Source organism: Seonamhaeicola algicola, assembly GCF_007997385.1.
Classification (GTDB): domain Bacteria; phylum Bacteroidota; class Bacteroidia; order Flavobacteriales; family Flavobacteriaceae; genus Seonamhaeicola; species Seonamhaeicola algicola.
In genome coordinates this window covers 152616-170723 of record NZ_VOSC01000025.1, presented here as the reverse complement: position 1 = coordinate 170723, position 18108 = coordinate 152616, and the positions used below count along the sequence as shown (strand labels likewise).

Here is an 18108-nt window from a genome sequence, read left to right as displayed (position 1 = left end):
AACATGAAAAACACAATAAAAACTATTAAAAACGCACCTTACAAAGCACTTTTACTTGTTGTTTTAGTGTTTGGTTGCAGTGATTTTTTAGAACAAGAACCTGGGTCTCAAACCTCAATAACACAACAGCTAAGTACCAAACAGGGTGTTTTAGAAGCTCTCAATGGCGCTTATGTTAGCTTAGAAGCGCATGTAAGAGGTGAACGCTTTGCTGTATATGCCGATTTACAAGGAGGTAACCTAACGTTTTCACCAATAATTACAGGTAGTAATGCTGGTAAAATAACAACCCCTATAAATATTGAAAACGTTTATGCGTTTGAAGATTTAGCCATTGAAAGTAATTTTGATTCGTTTTACAATGAAAGCTATGACATTATAAATCAGGCTAATTTAATATTGGAATATGTTGATGCTTTACCCAATACTACACCCGAAGAAAAAAACCAAATTACCGCCGAATGCTTAACTATTAGAGGGTTTACACACTATATTTTAGCATTACTATATTCTCAAAACTATACCTTTACAACAGATGCTAGTCATCCAGGTATTGTTTACAACACCTCAACTTTAAGCAATGGTATAGCATATCCTAAACGCGAAACTGCTAAAAACACCTACAATTATATTATTGATGATATTACAAACGCTTTAGATTTATATACTAATAATTCGGCCTTAGCTGGTGTTAACTATTCGTTTTTTAATAAAATAAATACTGAAGCACTTTTAGCCAGAATTTATTTAACCACTAACAATTGGGATAGCGCTTATAACGCTGCAAACAACGTTATTAACAGCGCTGGTGTAAACCTTACATCAACTGATAATTATATAACCGAATGGGAAGACCCCAATAATGCTATTAGCGAGATACTTTTAGAGTTTTCTATTCCTAGAGATGAAGAAGACACCATTGGTGGTTCATTAGCACAACACTTTGGTTTTTTCTCTAATTCAGATTATGAAAAATACGTTGCCTCTACCGATTTGATGGCGCTTTTTGATGAATCTGATATTAGAAAAAATCTATTCTTAGAGCAACACTTACCAACATTTGTTATTAATGATTTTGAAGATGCACCGTATTATTTCACTAAAAAATTTCAAGATAACCCAGGATACCCTGTTTTAAGATTAAGCGAAATGTATTTAGTACGTGCCGAAGCTTCATTAAACCTTAACAATTTAGATGACGCAAAAAACGACATTAATGTTATTAAACAGCGTGCTAATATAGAGTTACTAACCACCAACAATAATTTAGAAGACCACCTTTTACAAGAACGCCGAAAAGAATTTTGTTTTGAAGGACACTTGTTTTTTGATTTAGCCAGATGGCATAAAGATGTTGTTAGAAACAATGATTGTATATCAAACACATGTAATTTAAACTATCCGTCTGCAAAATATATTTTACCAATTCCGCAAGACAATATCAACCTTAACTCAAACTTACAACAAAATGAATCATACTAAAAAAATACCATTTTTAGCACTAATATTATTAGCATTAGTATTGGGGTGCTCAAATGATGATGATACAAATATTACTGAAAACACAACGTTTGTAAGGTTTAACTTTTTAGCAAACTCAAATAATGAACCATTGGTAAATCCGCTTATAAATAGTGGCCTTTTACCCAAAGAATCATTCACAAATAATGTATTAAAAACATTAAAAATTCCTGTAACACTTTCATCTAAAACACTAAACGAAACTGTAACAGTAAACTATAGTATTTCAACCAACGCTAATAGCAACTTATTTAGCGTAGCACCAATTAACCAAGTTTCTTTTGAAAACACACAACTTACTGATACTATTTATATAAATTTTAATGAACGTTGGGAAAACACTCAAAATATTACTTTAAAATTAGAAAGCGCCTCAAACCCTTCAATAGCCATAGGCAACCTTAACAACACTTATAAAAACGATGTTTTTACAGTTAATTTAGAAGCGCCTAATACAACCTACACATTTCCTAAAAACCGTATTGAAATAGCTGGTAATGCTGGTGAAGAAATTAATTTCAAAGTAAATTTTCCAAACGGTTTTATTCCTTCTGAAGTTGAAAACCTTAACATGTTTGAATTTTTAAACGGTTTTGATTACACGCTTACTTTAAATGAAATGGCAGAAGATAGAACCTTTATAAACTATACCATTACATTAAATGAAAGCATAGATAATGATAATGTATATTATCAAACCATTGTAACATTACAAGATACCGAACTTTATAGTACCGTTGGTAACAACACCCTTCAAATTGTAAAACCAATAAAAACTAATAGAGACGTAAGCGTTAACACTGCATCAAATTTCTACAATGCATCTGATCAATTTCACAGAACTTACGGCGAACACTGGAACGACTCTAACAATGATGGTGTTTGTGATTGGCAAGGCTTTTTTGCTTTTACCTATCCGGTGGTTGTAGATGAAAATGATGAAAATGCAGTGCTTTTTAATGATAATGGCACACCAAATACTGATGATGATATTTACCATCATGCTTTTAAAATAGGTTTTAATGCAACTATTAACCCAACGGCTACCACAAACGCTTTTAATTTTAAAAGATGGTTTAATGGCGAATCTATTTCATCAGCAAATTCTCCAGGTTTTAATGTACAAGATGCTATTGAGTTTTTCCCTGAAAACGGAAACAGCAACACCAAGGGCAACGTAATTATAACACCTCAATTTATAACTATTTCTAGTAGCAGCGGCACAAGTTACAGCATTGCAATTTCTGGCGAAGGCACTTATGAAGAAATTGAAGATGGCTTGTTTGAAATAGTCTTTACTCTAAACGCTACCAACGATGTCCTTTTTGGAGGTACTGTAAGCTCTGAATATAGAATATATAACAACAACTCTTACACAGACCCTGAACCATTAACCAACAACAATTGTATAACTGATTACGATTTATAAGAAAATGAAAAAATCCCTAACAACTATCTTTTTATTTGCTGTATTATGTTTTTCATGCAAACAAAAAACCACAGAACAGTACACTGATATTTCTTATTTAAAAAAAGTTTACTCTAGCGGCAACACAAGTAAATGGCCAACACCAAATTTAGATAGCCTAATAGATAAAACTACCTTTAAAGATATTGGCGCATTACCAAAAGTAACACACCCAGAATACAATCCGTATTCAGCTGAAAAAGCCAAACTTGGTAAAACCCTATTTTTTGACCCAAGACTATCTGTAAGCGGGCAAATTGCTTGTGCTTCTTGCCATAACCCAGAACTAGCATGGACAGATAATTCTACCCGCTCCTTTGGTCATGATAGGCAAACAGGCAAAAGAAACTCTATGACTATTTTAAATAGTGCTTTTGCACATACCTTGTTTTGGGATGGGCGTGCAAGCAGCCTTGAAGACCAAGCAAGATTTCCTGTTGCAGACCCTTTAGAAATGAATGAGAAGCTAAATATAGCTGTTGATAAAATTGCTAACATTGAAGGCTACAAACCACTTTTTAAAGCTGCTTTTGGAAACGATTCTGTATCTTTAAAACGCATACAATATGCTATAGCTACTTTTGAAAGAACTGTTAACAGCTACAAAAGTAACTTTGATAAATTTGTTGAAGGCGACTCTACTAAACTTACAAACCAAGAAGTACTAGGTTTACACCTATTTAGAACCAAAGCACGTTGTATAAACTGCCATAACACACCTTATTTTAGTGACAACAATTTCCATAATGATGGGCAAACCCTTTTTGGAACAAAAGATGAAGATTTTGGCAGATACCATGTAACAAACAACATGGAAGATATTGGAAAATTTAAAACACCAACCTTAAGAGAAATATCAAGAACTGGCCCTTGGATGCACCACGGCAACTTCCCTAGCCTTTTAGATATTATTGAATACTACAACCTTGGTAACCCAGCACCAATACAAAAAAAATATTTAGGTGTTGGTAGAGACTCTTTAATACCAACTACATCTCCAATTCTAAAAAAACTACACTTAGAAAAAACAGAAATTACTGCCCTAATTGCCTTTTTAGAGAGCTTAAAATCTAATAAAGGCAGAACCATGATTCCTGAACTTCCTATGTAATAATTAATAACTCCTTAAAACTTAAAATTTATGAAAAAATTACTACTTCTTTTTATAACATTACTAGCTATTGTTAGCTTAAATGCACAAATAACACAAGTAAAAGAAATTAATGATAACGGCACTTCTGGCTCTAATCCAGCAAACTTATTTACCTACAACGGAAAAATTTATTTTGCAGCCGATGATTCTAACGGCTCTAACACTCCTGGTGGTGCAGACCTAGGCAAAGAACTTTGGGTTACAGATGGTACAGAAGCAGGAACCACATTTGTAAAAGATTTAAATACAGGCTTTGATAATTCTACCCCCAATAGTTTTTTTGAGTACAATAATACACTCTATTTTTCTGCAAAAACTACTAGTATTAGTGAATTATTTTCAACCGACGGTACAGAAAGTGGTACTAATGCAACAGGAAACTTATTTATATCTAAACCTGTTGAAACTGGTGGTTTAATATACTTTGTATTAACTACAGATAGTAATAAACTCTATCAATTTGATGGCACTAATACATCTACAGTAACAAATAATGGTACTGGAACTGAGAATATTCTTGGAGGTCATACTGTAGCTTTCAACAACAAATTATTGTGTTATATGAGTTATTCTAATGATGTATCTACCGTTGGTCTTGAACTTTATGAATACGACCCAAGTACTGGATTATTTACTTTAATTAAAGATATTGACACGGGTACAGGTCCTTCAAGCATTAGCTTTTTAACTGTATTAAATAATGAAGTATACTTTGAGGCAGATAATGCACTTTGGAAAACCAACGGTACTGAAGCAGGCACAATAGCTGTGGCGCAAGCAAGTACTTTATCAGGCATAACAAACCTTTATGCTTGGAATAATAATTTATATTTTGAAGGTGATGATGGTTTAAACGGAGACCAATTGTACACCTACAACCCTACTACAGATACTGTAACTCAAATTAGTAATATTTCAGGATCAAACATTAACCATGACCCTGCTGAATTTGTAGTAAATAATGGATTTTTATATTATAAAGGTAAAGATGGCAATGACAGTAGCTACCACCTTTATAGAACCGATGGCACTTCAATTCTTCAAATAGATAGCACTATTAAAGACGTAGATGATCTAGCAGTTTTAAACGGAAAAGTATATTTTGAAGGCGATAATGATATAACAGGCAATGAACTTTATAGTTTTGATCCTTCAACACTTTCTACTACAAATAATGTTGCTGAAATAGTATCTATTTATCCAAATCCTGCTTCAGATTTTATAAAAATTTCTAAAACATTAATAAATCAAAAATACAGCATTTACAATACCACCGGCAATTTAATAAAGCAAGGTGTTATTGAAACTGAAAGCATTCCGCTAAACTTAAACAGCGGTATTTACATTTTTAAAATTGAAACTCAATTAAGTAGTATTAGCAAAAAAATTGTAATTAAATAATATTAATTGTCTGATTAATAGCGTTTCTTGAATTATCCCTAATAGAATTCTTGAAAAAGAGAGTCCCGAAATTTCGGGACTTTTTTTGTAACATATTATCATTTTTTACGTTCTAATAGTTTATCATCAATCTATTAAAGCAATCAATCAAAAAACAATCATACTATGTTAAAGCAATTCTTTATTATTTGCTCTGGTGCAGATACCGATATCTTAGAGGCATGCTCAAAAGGAGAACAAAATAAATATGCCGGAATTGGCGCTACGGTTTTTTTTACAGCGCTTATGGCAACACTAGCTGCAAGTTATGCACTTTATACCGTTTTTAACAACGCATTTAGCGCTATATTTTTTGGTATAGTTTGGGGTTTACTCATTTTTAATTTAGACAGATACATTGTTTCTACCATAAAAAAAACAGGCCATTTTGTTGACGAAGTTATACAAGCGTCACCCAGAATACTACTAGCCATTATAATAGCCATAGTTATTTCAAAACCTTTAGAATTAAAAATCTTTGAAAAAGAAATCAATCAAGTATTATTAGAAGAAAAAAATCAATTAACACTTAATAATAAGGCGCAAATAGCTGAACAATACAACCCAAGTATTGATGCTTTAAAAAAAAATATTACTAAACTTGAACAAGAAATAGATAGTAAAGAAACCGAAGTTAATGAGCTTTACAACACATACATAGCTGAAGCCGAAGGAACAGCAGGCACAAAACGTGTTGGCAAAGGCCCTGTTTACAAAGAAAAACGTGATAAACATGATGCGCTTTTAGCAGAATTGCAACTACTAAAAAAAGAACATAAAGAAAAAATTAAAACAGCAGAACTAAACATTGCGCAACTACAAAAAAACTACCAAACACAGGTTGATAGCACACAACCTATAATTAATAATTTTGATGGTTTAATGGCACGTGTAAATGCATTGAATAAGTTGCCTTGGTTACCTTCTTTGTTTATTTTTCTATTGTTTTTAGCTATAGAAACATCACCCATTTTAGCTAAATTATTAGCACCCAAAGGCGCCTATGACTTAAGGCTTGAAGACCAAGAAGACATGATTAAAACAAACGTAACGCAAAACAAAAAACAAAGAGCACTTATGTTACAAACTGACAGCAATATTAATGATCGTATTTACACAGACATTGAAAATGATGATGCACTGTACAAGCACAAACACCAAACAACAAAAGAGCTAATGCAATTACAAGCTAATGCTTTTTTAAAAAATCAGACAAAAGTACTCTAGCTTATGCTGCCGTATTGGTATTAATATGGTTGTATAAATCTTTACAGCCATAACCAATAATAGCAATACTTTTATTAGAGTTTAAAGCTGCTTGGTGCACTTTAGTAATAATATTTACACCATGCCTATCTATAGCACTAACCTCTTCAATATTAATAACAACCTTATTAAATTTTTTAAGGCCTTTGTTTAGTACTTTTTCTAAATCTTTAGCATTAGTTTTGGTTAACTCTCCAATTAATTGGTAGTTATTTTTAGCAGTGTTAATTATCAAACTCATAACTTACGATTTAAATTTTACAATAAATTTAGGGACTAATCAAAAAATAAGACTAGCAAATAAAGATAATGCAAAAAAAATAAGTTTCTGCTAAATAATACCAAAATACATATTTGTTGCGTTAAATAACCAATAAGTATAGACCAATTGCTATTTTATGCAGCTGCTGTTGCTTTAAAATGATTGTATAAATCTTTACAACCATAACCAATAATAGATAAACTTTTGTTTTTCATTAAAGCTTCTCTATGAAGTTTAGTTATAGCATTAACACCGTGTCTATCCATACTTTCAACACCTTCAATGCTAACTTTTAGGTTATCCATTTTTTCAAAAATATTTTTAAACTCTTGGTTGAAAAGCACAATACTTTCTTTGTTTAAAACACCTCTAATTTTAAAAAAATTGTTGCAGTTAGTAATTCTTAAATCCATAATAGCATTTTTATAAGTTAATATTAAATTTGAGGGAGATATTTAATTTTGTAATAAAATTACATTAGAAAGCTTCAAATCCATTATTAAATCGATGAATAAAGAGGAACATTAGATAAACCAAAAATGTGTGTCAAAAACTCCGATGAATAACCATTATAAACTTTGTTTTATTTATTTTTACCACGCTTATAAACATTTACAATGAAGAAACTTACACTTATTTTATCACTATTTTTGGCTACCACTTTTATTGCTACAGCGCAAAATTCTGAAGAAAAAGACATAAAAGATATACAAGCCGTTTTAAAAGCACAAAGGCTTGCTTGGTCTAAAGATAATATTGAAGAATATATGGAAGGCTACTGGAAAAGTGACTCACTAGCTTTTTATAGTGCCAATGGTATTACTCAAGGTTGGGAAAACACATTAGAAAGGTACTTAAAAGCTTACCCAACTAAAGAACACACAGGTAAGTTGAATTTTAGAATTAACGCCATTACTAAAATTACTGAAGGCGCTTACTATGTTTTAGGCGAATACCATATAAAACGCGATGTTGGTAATGCCGATGGTATTTTTATGCTTGTATTTAAAAAAATTGATGGTGCGTGGAAAATTATTGCTGATACCTCAACTTAATTAACCTTGAAAAAAAACTACTTATTTGTACTTTTAATACTATCATTAATAATTACAGCTATTGGGGTTATTACTGGTAAGTACTTTTTTTATTGTTAATGGTACCTTTTAGTTTTAATTGGTTTAAAAATAAGAATGGAAACAATTAAATCTTTTTAACATAATCTGTAATAATAACTATTAATTGTGCGCCTACTTTACCTTCAATATATTTAGCATTCTCGTGGTCTAACCTAATATTTCTTACGGCAGTACCTTGTTTTGCCACCATGCTAGAACCTTTTACTTTAAGGTCTTTTATTAAAACCACAGCATCTCCAACCTGTAACTGAACACCATTAGCATCTCTATGAATAATTTTTTCGCTAGGGTCTTTATCTTCTCCAGTGGCTCTTGCTAACGCCAAAGCCTCATCGGGTAAATACATCATATCTAACAAATCTTTTGGCCAACCTTCATTACGCAATCTTTGTAGCATTCTCCACGCCATAATTTGTACTGCCACATGCTCGCTCCACATACTATCATTTAAACAACGCCAATGGTTAACGTCCATATTTTCATTGCCATTTATTTGGTTTTTACAAGTAGAACAAACCAACAAATCATTATCTACATTTTCATTTAATGACGGCGGAATTGTATATTGAGATACATTATTTGTTGCACCACAAAGCTCACAAGTATTGTTGCTTCGTTCTTTTAATGTTTGTAATACGCTCATGCATGAAATTTTGTGCAATAATACTATAAATTACAAACTTTCTCTTAGTTTTTTTGGCAAGCCTTTTATAACCATTTCGTAAGAATGATCTATAAGTTCTTTTATAAATTGAATTGATAACTCACCTTCATGAATATATACTGTATTCCAATGTTTTTTGCTCATATGATATCCCGGACGAATACTACTATACTCAGCGCGTAATTCTTCGGCGTAATCAGGGTTACATTTTAAATTGATTGCTGCTTCACCACGCTCCCACCATTGTAATGATGCTAATGCAAACATTTTACCATGTACTTTAAAAACCAAGGTATGTTCATCAAAAGGAAAATTTTCTGTTGTGCTTTTTTTACTTAGGCAATATGAGCGTATTTGTTCTATATCCATAAAGCATATTTTAAGTGTATGTTCAGCGTTTCAAATATCTTTAATTAACACAAAGGTTTTTTATAGCAAGCGTTCCATTAATAAGTTTGGGTTGCTCAATTCTTTATATCCAAATTGTTTGTAAAGCCCATGGGCATCTAATGTTTTAAGCATCCAAACTGTACAGGTTTTTAATGCCTCATCAGAAGTTACAGCTTCTATTAATTGTTTTGAATAGCCTTTGCCTCTGTATTCTTCTAAAATAAACACATCCATTAAATAGGCAAAAATGGTGTAATCTGTAGCTATTCTAGCAAAGCCTATTTGTTTTTCGTTTAAATATACCCCAAAACACAAGCAATGGCTTATGCTTTTTTCAACATCTTTAATAGTTCTACCTTTTGCCCAATAAGCATTGGTTAAAAACCCATGAATAACATCTATTTGAAGTAAACTTTTGTCTTTAGAAATTTTAATCACTCTTTTAACTGTTTTTTATTATTACTTGGTAATTTTAATGTTGAATAATCTAACTGCCATCCAATAGTTTCAACAATGGTTTCTATTAACTGAATGGTTTCTTTTACCTCGGCTTGTGCTATTTGTATTAGTCCGCTTTCAGGTATTTTTGCTTGTATGTGGTGTTTTGCTTCTTGGTGTAAATCAGTTAAATCAGTGGCTTCAAACTTGTTAAAAAAGCCGTCAGATTTATCGTAATAATTTAAATTAGTTTCTATTGATAATACTTCTGGCTCAGGAAAATGCTCTAAAACAATGGTTTTATTGGCAGTATTACTTGTTAGTTGAATTTTAGATAAATCATACCCAACATGAGCCTTGGCATTAATTACAACCAATGCCTTTTTTTTGCTGCTTATTAACTTTAAAAACTTCTGTTTTACATCTTCATAATGGTAAATTTCGGCAAAATCGCCTTCAACAGTAATAAATTTACACACCTTTTTTATTTTATCTAAAAGTATTACAGACTGTGCATTTACTAGCTGTTTTTTCTTTATGCTTTTAAAAACAGTTACTATACCTAAAGTTACTAATGCTGTTATTATAATGGCTAAAAACGTTTCCATAAATGTTATTCTAAAATGTTGTACAAAATAGGTTTACTTGGTGTTGCATCATTTTCAAAAGGTGCTATTTGAAGGTTTAAAATATACATACCATCATTTACCTTGTTGGGCACATAAATAAGCTCTGTTATGGTAGCGTGCTTTCTAATTTTTCCTTTAGTATTCCAAAAGGCATTATGGGCTAAAAGTTGGCAATCGTCTTTTTCTTTATCAACACTTGGCAAATCTATTAGTAAATGTTTCACCCCTTTTTGCCTTAAGTAAACAGCTGCTTCTTCTAACAAATACGGCGGATTGGTATGCGAATATTGCTGTGTTAATTTTTCATTGGTATTAGGCAATGTTCTAATAACAATGGCATCGCGTTTTTTATTTCCTATGGCAAATTGTAATTGCTTTTTTGAAATCACAAAATCATCATTTAACTTCTCGGGGGCAACGGTTATAACTTCGGCTAAAAAAAAATATGTTTTTAAGTGTTTGTTTATAGATTGAACCTCTTCAGTTATATGGCCAACACACTCGGTATGCGTACCATGTGCATGCGGGTTAAATTCAATGTTATTAAAATTTATACAAGCGCCATTTTTAACATTTGCAACCCAATTACCATCAACAACTGGAGTTATTTTTGGTGGTGCTACATACCACGCGTTTACATTGTTTTTGCTGGCATTTATAGCTATTGAAATATCAATGGGTTGAGTTAAATCTATTTTAAGTTTTCTTGATTTATATTGAATAGTAGCAATCATTATAATTTTATGAAATTTTTCAGGATTTTGTGTGTTTACATGCTTTTTTCAAATATAAGTTTTTTAACTCAGGATAAATAGTTCGGCAGCAATTCCGTCTGCCAAAAACTTGCCCTTGTTTGTTGTTTTTAAAACACTATTACTACTTGTATTTTGTAAAAACTCACCTTTTTTTGGTGTTGAAGATGGTTTTGCTTCATTCACAATATTGAGTAAACCTTCTGCAATAAATTTTTCAGCTGTTTTTTTTAAACGGTTAAGTGTATTACTTCCAAATTCTGTTTCTACCCTATTAAAAGACACACCCCAAATGGTTCGTAATCCTGTCATTATATATTCATTAAACCTATCATTATTAGATAAATTTTCATGTGTAACAGGCGGTTCTTTTTTTTCAATTGCAGCAATGTACTTTGCGTTATTAGACACGTTCCAAGCCCGTTGGTCACCAAAAAATGAATGCGCCGATGGACCAATACCTAAATACCATTTACCTTGCCAATAGCTTGTATTGTGTTTTGAAAAAAATTGAGGTTTCCCAAAGTTTGAAATTTCATAATGCACAAAACCCTGTTGCGCTGTTGTTTCAACTAAATGATTAAAATGTTGAAGTGCTAATGCCTCATTTAATGGCGGATATTTGCCTGAATTTATAAAGCTATGCAACGCTGTTTTGGGCTCAACAGTGAGTGCGTAGCTTGAAATATGATTAACAGAAAAGCTAAAGGCTATTTCTAAATTTTTATGCCATTTTTGAAGAGACATGTTAGGTATGCCGTAAATTAAATCTATGGTAATATTATTGAAATATTGTGTTGCTACTGATAAACATTTTTTAGATTCGGAAGCATTGTGGGCTCTGTTCATCATTTTTAAATCGTCATCAAAAAACGATTGTACGCCAATACTTAGCCTATTAATTGGGGTTTTTGATAATTCAATAATTTTTTCTGTAGTTAAATCATCAGGATTTGCTTCTAAAGTAATTTCGGGAGTTTCAACAACTTCAAAATTATTATATACAGTTTCAATCAATAAATGTAACTCACTGATATTTAACAAAGAAGGTGTGCCACCACCAAAATAAATAGTTTCAATTCTTTTATTCTGTAATGTATGTTTACGAAGTTTAATTTCATTAATAAGCGCGTTTATTAAACTATCTTTCTTTTTAAGTGAAGTAGAAAAATGAAAATCGCAATAATAACATGCTTGTTTGCAAAAAGGTATATGAATGTAAATGCCAGCCATTTAATATAGTATTCAGCCTAAACTTAGTGTTTATTTGTTATTTCTTAGTACCTACTTTATCGGGGTTTTGTTTAACAAAACTTGCCCACCCAGAATAACTTTTACCAACTTTAACGCGGCCAGAGTTATAAAAATGACACACCGCAGCCGCCAAACCATCAGTAGCATCTAAATTTTTAGGTAATGTTTTTATACCCAATAAACTTTGAAGCATTTTAGCTACCTGCTCTTTACTAGCATTACCATTGCCTGTTATGGCCATTTTAATTTTTTTTGGCAAATATTCTGTAATAGGTATTTCTCTGCTTAAACCCGCAGCCATAGCAACACCTTGAGCTCTACCTAATTTTAACATACTTTGTACATTTTTACCAAAAAAAGGGGCTTCAATAGCTATTTCATCAGGGTTGTGCGTGTCTATAAGTTCTATGGTGCGCTCAAAAATAAGTTTCAATTTTAGGTAGTGGTCATCGTATTTTTTTAAATCTAACTCATTCAATTGTAAAAATTGCATGCGCTTACCTACCACTTTTATGAGTCCGAACCCCATAATGGTTGTTCCTGGGTCTATGCCTAAAATAATGCGTTCTTCCATTTACTGATTACAAAAATAACAACCGCTAAGCGAAATAGAAGCACCAAAGTTTAGTGTTAGCATATTACCATTAAATGCGCCGAAACCATCTTGAATTGGGTTAAAATTTTTAGCAAACCCTTGTATGTAAGAAACATCGGTAAAAACAGATAATTTATCTGAAATACCGTAGTGCACCTCAACACCAGCCATTATATTTAAAAATGATATGTTATTTTCGGTATAATTTCCAAGAGGCTTCACTATAGAATATCCTGGGCCTGCATGTAAAAATACGCCTAACCTTGGTGGTAAAAAATTAAGGGTTTCATTAACATCTAAAACCGCTTGTGCATTAACACGCGTATAATTTAATTTGAATTCTTGAGCATTATCTTGATTTTTAACACGATTAAAACCATAATCTAACTTAGCCCCAAGCTTAGGTGTAAACATATATTGCAAGCCTAAATTTACTGACGGAAAGTTATATGTTTGTCCTTCAAAACCCGTAACAAAACCGTCACTTGATGGGCTATTTACCCCTAAAGCAAACTGCGCTTTTAACCTACTTTTGCTGTCTTGAGATTGCATGGTATCTATACCAAAAAACACAAACAACAAACAAAAGGTTAATGTATATTTTTTAAAAGCTATTATCATACCTAAAATATGGTTTAATTTGCACAAATGAATACTGCGCTTTCATACAAAACTAAGCATTTCTTTTTTGTACTTATTAAGTTAAGCATTGTAATTGGCGCTTTTTATTTTATTATTAAAAAACTACAAAGTAATCCAGAATTTAATACATCCATTTTCATCACTTTTTTAAGCAAAACAAACCTGTTTTCTTTTAAAAATGTGCTTTTATTACTGGTTTTTACGGGTTTTAATTGGTTTTTAGAGTTTTTAAAATGGCAAAAACTTGTTTCAACATTAAAAAAAATTAGCACAACAGAAGCACTAAAACAGTGTTTAGGCAGTTTAACCGCTTCAATAATTACCCCAAACCGTATTGGCGAATATGGTGCAAAAGCCTTGTTTTACCAAAAAACATTCAGAAAAAAAATAATGTTATTGAATCTTATTGGCAACACATCTTTAATGTTTATAACATCAATTTTTGGCGTTATAGGTTTATTTTTTTTTATAAAAAAACACAGTATACATGTAAATTATACTAAACTTATAAATACCAGTATTATTGTTACCTTACTATTATTAGTTTTAGCGGTATTTATATTGAAAAAAAATGATGCCCTTGGACTTAATAAATTGATAGCTTTTTTTAAAGCCTTACCAAAAAAAATACTTTATTCAACAGTAAGCTTTTCGCTATTACGCTACATAACTTTTTCGTTTCAGTTTTACTTATTACTGCTTATGTTTAAAATTGATATTTTATATTTTAATGCTATGGTTTACATAACATCAATGTATTTATTAGCATCTGTTATACCATCAATATTAATTTTTGATGTGGTTATAAAAGGTAGTATTGCCTTATATTTATTTGATTTTTTAGGCGTTAATTCAATAGTTATTTTAAGCATTACAACCATCATGTGGCTTTTAAATTTTGTACTACCAAGCATTTTTGGAAGCTATTTTGTGCTTATTTTTAAATTACCTAACACCAAAAGTTAACATGCTGCCAATAACTTGTTGTATTATAATTTTATACTTTTTTTTAATAGGAAGCTTTGTTTACGGATTTAATAAAGTTGACATTTTTAAAATTACAGAAACTCAAAACAACACACTATTTTCTATAATCATTCCTTTTAGAAATGAAGCTGATAATTTACCCGATTTATTAGAAAGTATTCTCAATTTAAACTATACTAAAGCAAATTTTGAGTGTATTTTTGTTAATGATGACTCATGTGATAATTCAGTTAAAATTATTGAAAATCATCTTCAAAATAGTAACATAAATTTTAAAGTAATTGATAATGCACGTGTATCAAACTCACCAAAAAAAGATGCCATTACAACCGCTGTAAAAGAGGCGAAAAATTCTTGGATTATTACCACTGATGCCGATTGTATATTACCTGCAAACTGGCTTAGTTGTTTTAATAGTTTTATAAAAACGCATAATACAGCGTGTATTGTAGCTCCCGTTACTTACAAAAATGTATCTGGTTTTTTAGAACAGTTTCAACTTTTAGACTTTTTAAGTTTACAAGGTACTACAATGGGTAGTTTTGGTATTAACAAACCTTTTATGTGCAATGGTGCAAATTTTGCTTACACAAAAAAACTGTTTAACAAGCTTAATGGCTTTAATGGCAATGAAACTATTGCTAGTGGTGACGATGTGTTTTTTTTAGAAAAGGTTGCAAAAAACCACCCTAAAAAATTACATTATTTAAAAAGTGAGCATGCTATTGTATGCACCAAAGCACAAGCATCATTTAAAAGTTTGATATATCAGCGGTTACGTTGGGCATCAAAGGCTAGCGCTTACAAACATTGGTTTGGCAAACTTACCGGAGTAATTGTTTTATTAACTAACAGTTTACTTTTAGTTTTGGCAATATTATTTTTATTAAATATTACTAATTTTAAATTACTGTTAGGTTTTGCTATTTTAAAGTTTATTATTGATTTTATTTTACTGCACAAAGCAACTCATTTTTTTAACCAAAAACACAGTTTAAAGTACTACGGTTTAGCGTTTTTATGCTACCCATTTTTCAGTGTATTTATTGTTTTTATTTCGGTTTTTAAAACTTACAAATGGAAAGACAGGCACTTTAAAAAATAATAACCACAACAACTATTCTACCCCAATAATTATAGGCAACGTAAATGTTGTTTTCACATACTGATCGCGCTTAATTGCAGCATATACTTTAGGCAATGTTTGCAAACTATTGTTAATAAGCACTTTTAAATTAGGTATTTCTTGCAATGTTACACTATCAATATCAGTTTTATTAAGTGTAATAGCACCTTTTTCAGAAATTTTAAAATTAAGTGTAATAGTATCATTTACATCTTGTGTTACCACAATAACTTCTTCTTGTAAAAAATTTAAAATATGTGCTGACAATGTATGCTCAAAACACGCCCTTTTGGTTGCTTTGGTTACTAAAGAATCGCATATTGAAAACGATGGATATACATCAACTTCATCCCAATTAAAGGTTTTAAGCTCTTCGTTTAAAATAGCTTCAGAAGTTGTTTTTTTAGCCTCAAAATACTGGCACGAAGTAAAAAAAATTAATATTATAAAACCAAAGGCCTGCTTCATGGATTAAAACTATGTGCGTAAAGTACGATTTTTTTGGTTTTTAAATAAAAAAACCAAGGCTAACACCTTGGTTTTTTTTAAAATTAGTTAACTTATTTTTATTCTTTCGTGCTGTCCTTTTTAACAACTTCAAAAATAATTGGTAAACTATAGGGTACATTTACTTTTTTACCTTTATGTTCACCAGGAATCATTTTAGGTAGCAAATTAATTACACGTTTAGCTTCTTCTTCTAAAGCAGGGTGTGATGCTCTTGACCTTACTTCTACAACATTACCTTCTTTGTTAATTTTAAAAATAACACTTATACGCTGTCTGCCTGTTAAATTATGTTCATTAGCTATTTTAGTGTTAAAATTCTTATTCACAAAGCTACTTATCTCCTTAGACATACATGCCTTACGATCATTATTACTTGACAAACCATTACAGCCTGGAAAAACTGGCACCTGCTCAATAACTCCAAAAGGAACGTCAAGGTCTTGATAAGCCCCATTCTGTTTTATAGCCATTTTCCAAGGATATGAATTTGATACAGAAATATTTACATTTTTAACTAACCCCATTAAAATACTTTTTTCTTCGTCTGTTAGCTGCCCTTCCTTTGCATTTAGAGATAATTTTAGGCTTTCTACCTGTTCAGAAATTGATAGTTGATTGGTTTCACTCTTTACTTCTTCTTGAGTACAAGAAGTATAAATTAACATTCCAAAAACAAGCGGAATTAATAAAACATACTTTAATAAATTGATTTGTTTTGACTTTGATTTTTGTAACATAACGATTCGTTTTTTGATTAATGATTGTTTAAAAAATGGATTGATGAATGATATCTTTTCAGTATCAAAAACCTGTGACAATAAATTCTGATAATAAATACTTTTGTTTTCAGTTTTAACAGCGTTAGCATCAGCTAAAAACTCATGAAGTTCTCCTATTCTATTTTGATACATATAAATTAAAGGATTAAACCAAAAGAAAATTCTTAATACCTCAAAAAGCAATAAATCTAATGTGTGGTATTGTTTAACATGTACCATTTCATGTTTTAAAATGGTTCTCTTTTTATTTTCATCAATTAATTCACCTAAAAAAATATATTTGAAAAATGAAAAGGCAACATTACTTTTTAGCAAATTAATTATGTGTAAGTTTCTTACCTTTTTCTTCGGATTGTTTTTAAACAAATTAAATATTTTAAGACACTTAAAACCTAAAAGTATAACAGCTATTAAGGCCCCTAAAAAGAAAATTAACTCCCCATACCAAAATGTTTTTGATGAAATAATTGATGGATCTAATAAAATAACATCTAGTTCTTGTTGTTTTTTGTTCCCTAAAAAAACTTCGGGTAAAGAGATTATATATTCTTGAGAAACTACATTTTTAAAACGTTCAATTTTTATTAATGGAATTATTAATGACAAAAGAGTTGTGCCTATTAAATATGCTCTATTCCAATTAAAAAAGGTTTCTTTCTTTAAAATGAAATCGTAAATAATTAAAAAGAAAAGTTGAAATGCAATGGTTTGTATAACATATTGAACCATAATTAAGAGTCTTTTTCATTTATTTCTTTAAGTACAGCCTCTAGGTCTTTAATATTCATATCGTTTTTCTTGACAAAAAAAGACACCATGCTTTTAAAAGAGCCCTGAAAATAATTATCAACAAGCTTATTTATGGTTTGATTACTATAATCGTTTTTTTCAACTATTGGAAAATATACGTGTCCTTTCCCTTGTTTTTCATAACCTACAAAACCTTTACTCTCTAAAATTCTTACAATGGTTGACACCGTATTATATGCAGGTTTAGGCTCTGGAATTTGTTCTATTATAGATTTTACATTGGCTTTTTGTAGAAACCATAATATTTGCATTACATCTTCTTCTGCTTTTGTTAACTGTTTCATTT

Annotated in this window: 21 protein-coding genes; 8 read left to right on the top strand and 13 right to left on the bottom strand. The window is 30.8% G+C overall.

What is annotated here, in order from left to right; genetic code table 11:
• Positions 1-3 precede the first annotated feature (3 nt).
• The 5 genes from FUA26_RS09475 to FUA26_RS09455 all read left to right on the top strand — a co-directional run bounded on the left by FUA26_RS09475 (position 4) and on the right by FUA26_RS09455 (position 6809).
• Positions 4-1482: a RagB/SusD family nutrient uptake outer membrane protein gene (locus FUA26_RS09475; protein ID WP_147134970.1), complete on the top strand. Its 1479-nt coding sequence runs from the start codon at positions 4-6 to the stop codon at positions 1480-1482.
• A complete protein-coding gene (locus FUA26_RS09470) occupies positions 1469-2950 on the top strand; it encodes a hypothetical protein (protein ID WP_147134967.1) in 1482 nt (493 codons plus the stop codon). Before FUA26_RS09475 ends, FUA26_RS09470 begins: the two co-directional genes overlap by 14 nt.
• Positions 2951-2954: 4 nt before the next feature.
• Positions 2955-4100, top strand: a complete 1146-nt coding sequence (locus FUA26_RS09465) for a cytochrome-c peroxidase (RefSeq protein WP_147134965.1) — start codon at positions 2955-2957, stop codon at positions 4098-4100.
• Positions 4101-4130: 30 nt separating this feature from the next.
• Complete coding sequence (locus FUA26_RS09460) at positions 4131-5543, top strand: T9SS type A sorting domain-containing protein (RefSeq protein ID WP_147134962.1); 1413 nt, start codon at positions 4131-4133, stop codon at positions 5541-5543.
• 165 nt (positions 5544-5708) lie between these two features.
• Complete coding sequence (locus FUA26_RS09455) at positions 5709-6809, top strand: DUF4407 domain-containing protein (RefSeq protein ID WP_147134960.1); 1101 nt, start codon at positions 5709-5711, stop codon at positions 6807-6809.
• A 1-nt stretch (position 6810) separates the two neighbouring features.
• Here the strand turns inward: FUA26_RS09455 and FUA26_RS09450 are convergent, their stop codons facing one another.
• Positions 6811-7089 (bottom strand): STAS domain-containing protein, encoded by a 279-nt coding sequence (locus FUA26_RS09450; RefSeq protein WP_147134957.1) that lies wholly within the window; start codon positions 7087-7089, stop codon positions 6811-6813.
• 155 nt (positions 7090-7244) lie between these two features.
• Complete coding sequence (locus tag FUA26_RS09445) at positions 7245-7523, bottom strand: hypothetical protein (protein WP_147134955.1); 279 nt, start codon at positions 7521-7523, stop codon at positions 7245-7247.
• Positions 7524-7727: 204 nt separating this feature from the next.
• Here FUA26_RS09445 and FUA26_RS09440 point away from each other — a divergent pair, with 204 nt between their 5' ends.
• The gene (locus tag FUA26_RS09440; protein ID WP_147134952.1) at positions 7728-8165 is read left to right on the top strand and encodes a Cif family virulence factor; all 438 of its coding nucleotides are present in this window, start codon (positions 7728-7730) and stop codon (positions 8163-8165) included.
• A gap of 145 nt (positions 8166-8310) precedes the next feature.
• Here FUA26_RS09440 and FUA26_RS09435 read toward each other — a convergent pair whose 3' ends face one another.
• The 8 genes from FUA26_RS09435 to FUA26_RS09400 form a co-directional block, all read right to left on the bottom strand.
• The gene (locus tag FUA26_RS09435) at positions 8311-8889 is read right to left on the bottom strand and encodes a PhnA domain-containing protein (protein ID WP_147134949.1); all 579 of its coding nucleotides are present in this window, start codon (positions 8887-8889) and stop codon (positions 8311-8313) included.
• A 30-nt stretch (positions 8890-8919) separates the two neighbouring features.
• Positions 8920-9279, bottom strand: a complete 360-nt coding sequence (locus FUA26_RS09430) for an MmcQ/YjbR family DNA-binding protein (RefSeq protein ID WP_147134946.1) — start codon at positions 9277-9279, stop codon at positions 8920-8922.
• A 60-nt stretch (positions 9280-9339) separates the two neighbouring features.
• The gene (locus FUA26_RS09425) at positions 9340-9738 is read right to left on the bottom strand and encodes a GNAT family N-acetyltransferase (RefSeq protein ID WP_147134944.1); all 399 of its coding nucleotides are present in this window, start codon (positions 9736-9738) and stop codon (positions 9340-9342) included.
• Entirely contained in the window at positions 9735-10346 is a 612-nt protein-coding gene (locus FUA26_RS09420; protein WP_147134941.1) for a DUF4230 domain-containing protein, read from the bottom strand. The genes FUA26_RS09425 and FUA26_RS09420 overlap by 4 nt, the downstream gene beginning before the upstream one ends.
• A gap of 5 nt (positions 10347-10351) precedes the next feature.
• Positions 10352-11101: a cyclase family protein gene (locus FUA26_RS09415; RefSeq protein ID WP_147134938.1), complete on the bottom strand. Its 750-nt coding sequence runs from the start codon at positions 11099-11101 to the stop codon at positions 10352-10354.
• A gap of 63 nt (positions 11102-11164) precedes the next feature.
• The gene (gene hemW / locus FUA26_RS09410) at positions 11165-12352 is read right to left on the bottom strand and encodes a radical SAM family heme chaperone HemW (protein WP_147134936.1); all 1188 of its coding nucleotides are present in this window, start codon (positions 12350-12352) and stop codon (positions 11165-11167) included.
• Positions 12353-12389: 37 nt separating this feature from the next.
• Positions 12390-12947, bottom strand: a complete 558-nt coding sequence (gene ruvC / locus FUA26_RS09405) for a crossover junction endodeoxyribonuclease RuvC (protein WP_147134933.1) — start codon at positions 12945-12947, stop codon at positions 12390-12392.
• Positions 12948-13589, bottom strand: coding sequence for an outer membrane beta-barrel protein (locus tag FUA26_RS09400; protein WP_147134930.1), 642 nt, complete (start codon positions 13587-13589; stop codon positions 12948-12950).
• A gap of 27 nt (positions 13590-13616) precedes the next feature.
• On the opposite strand from FUA26_RS09400, the gene FUA26_RS09395 reads away from it, so the two are divergent.
• Together FUA26_RS09395 and FUA26_RS09390 are read left to right on the top strand one after the other, a co-directional pair.
• Complete coding sequence (locus tag FUA26_RS09395; RefSeq protein WP_147134927.1) at positions 13617-14576, top strand: lysylphosphatidylglycerol synthase domain-containing protein; 960 nt, start codon at positions 13617-13619, stop codon at positions 14574-14576.
• A gap of 1 nt (position 14577) precedes the next feature.
• Entirely contained in the window at positions 14578-15702 is a 1125-nt protein-coding gene (locus FUA26_RS09390; RefSeq protein WP_147134924.1) for a glycosyltransferase family 2 protein, read from the top strand.
• A gap of 12 nt (positions 15703-15714) precedes the next feature.
• Here the strand turns inward: FUA26_RS09390 and FUA26_RS09385 are convergent, their stop codons facing one another.
• From FUA26_RS09385 to FUA26_RS09375, 3 genes are all read right to left on the bottom strand, one after another.
• Entirely contained in the window at positions 15715-16191 is a 477-nt protein-coding gene (locus FUA26_RS09385; RefSeq protein WP_147134923.1) for a hypothetical protein, read from the bottom strand.
• 98 nt (positions 16192-16289) lie between these two features.
• A complete protein-coding gene (locus FUA26_RS09380; protein WP_147134920.1) occupies positions 16290-17741 on the bottom strand; it encodes a M56 family metallopeptidase in 1452 nt (483 codons plus the stop codon).
• A 2-nt stretch (positions 17742-17743) separates the two neighbouring features.
• Positions 17744-18106, bottom strand: coding sequence for a BlaI/MecI/CopY family transcriptional regulator (locus FUA26_RS09375; protein WP_147134917.1), 363 nt, complete (start codon positions 18104-18106; stop codon positions 17744-17746).
• Between the last annotated feature and the right edge of the window lie 2 nt (positions 18107-18108).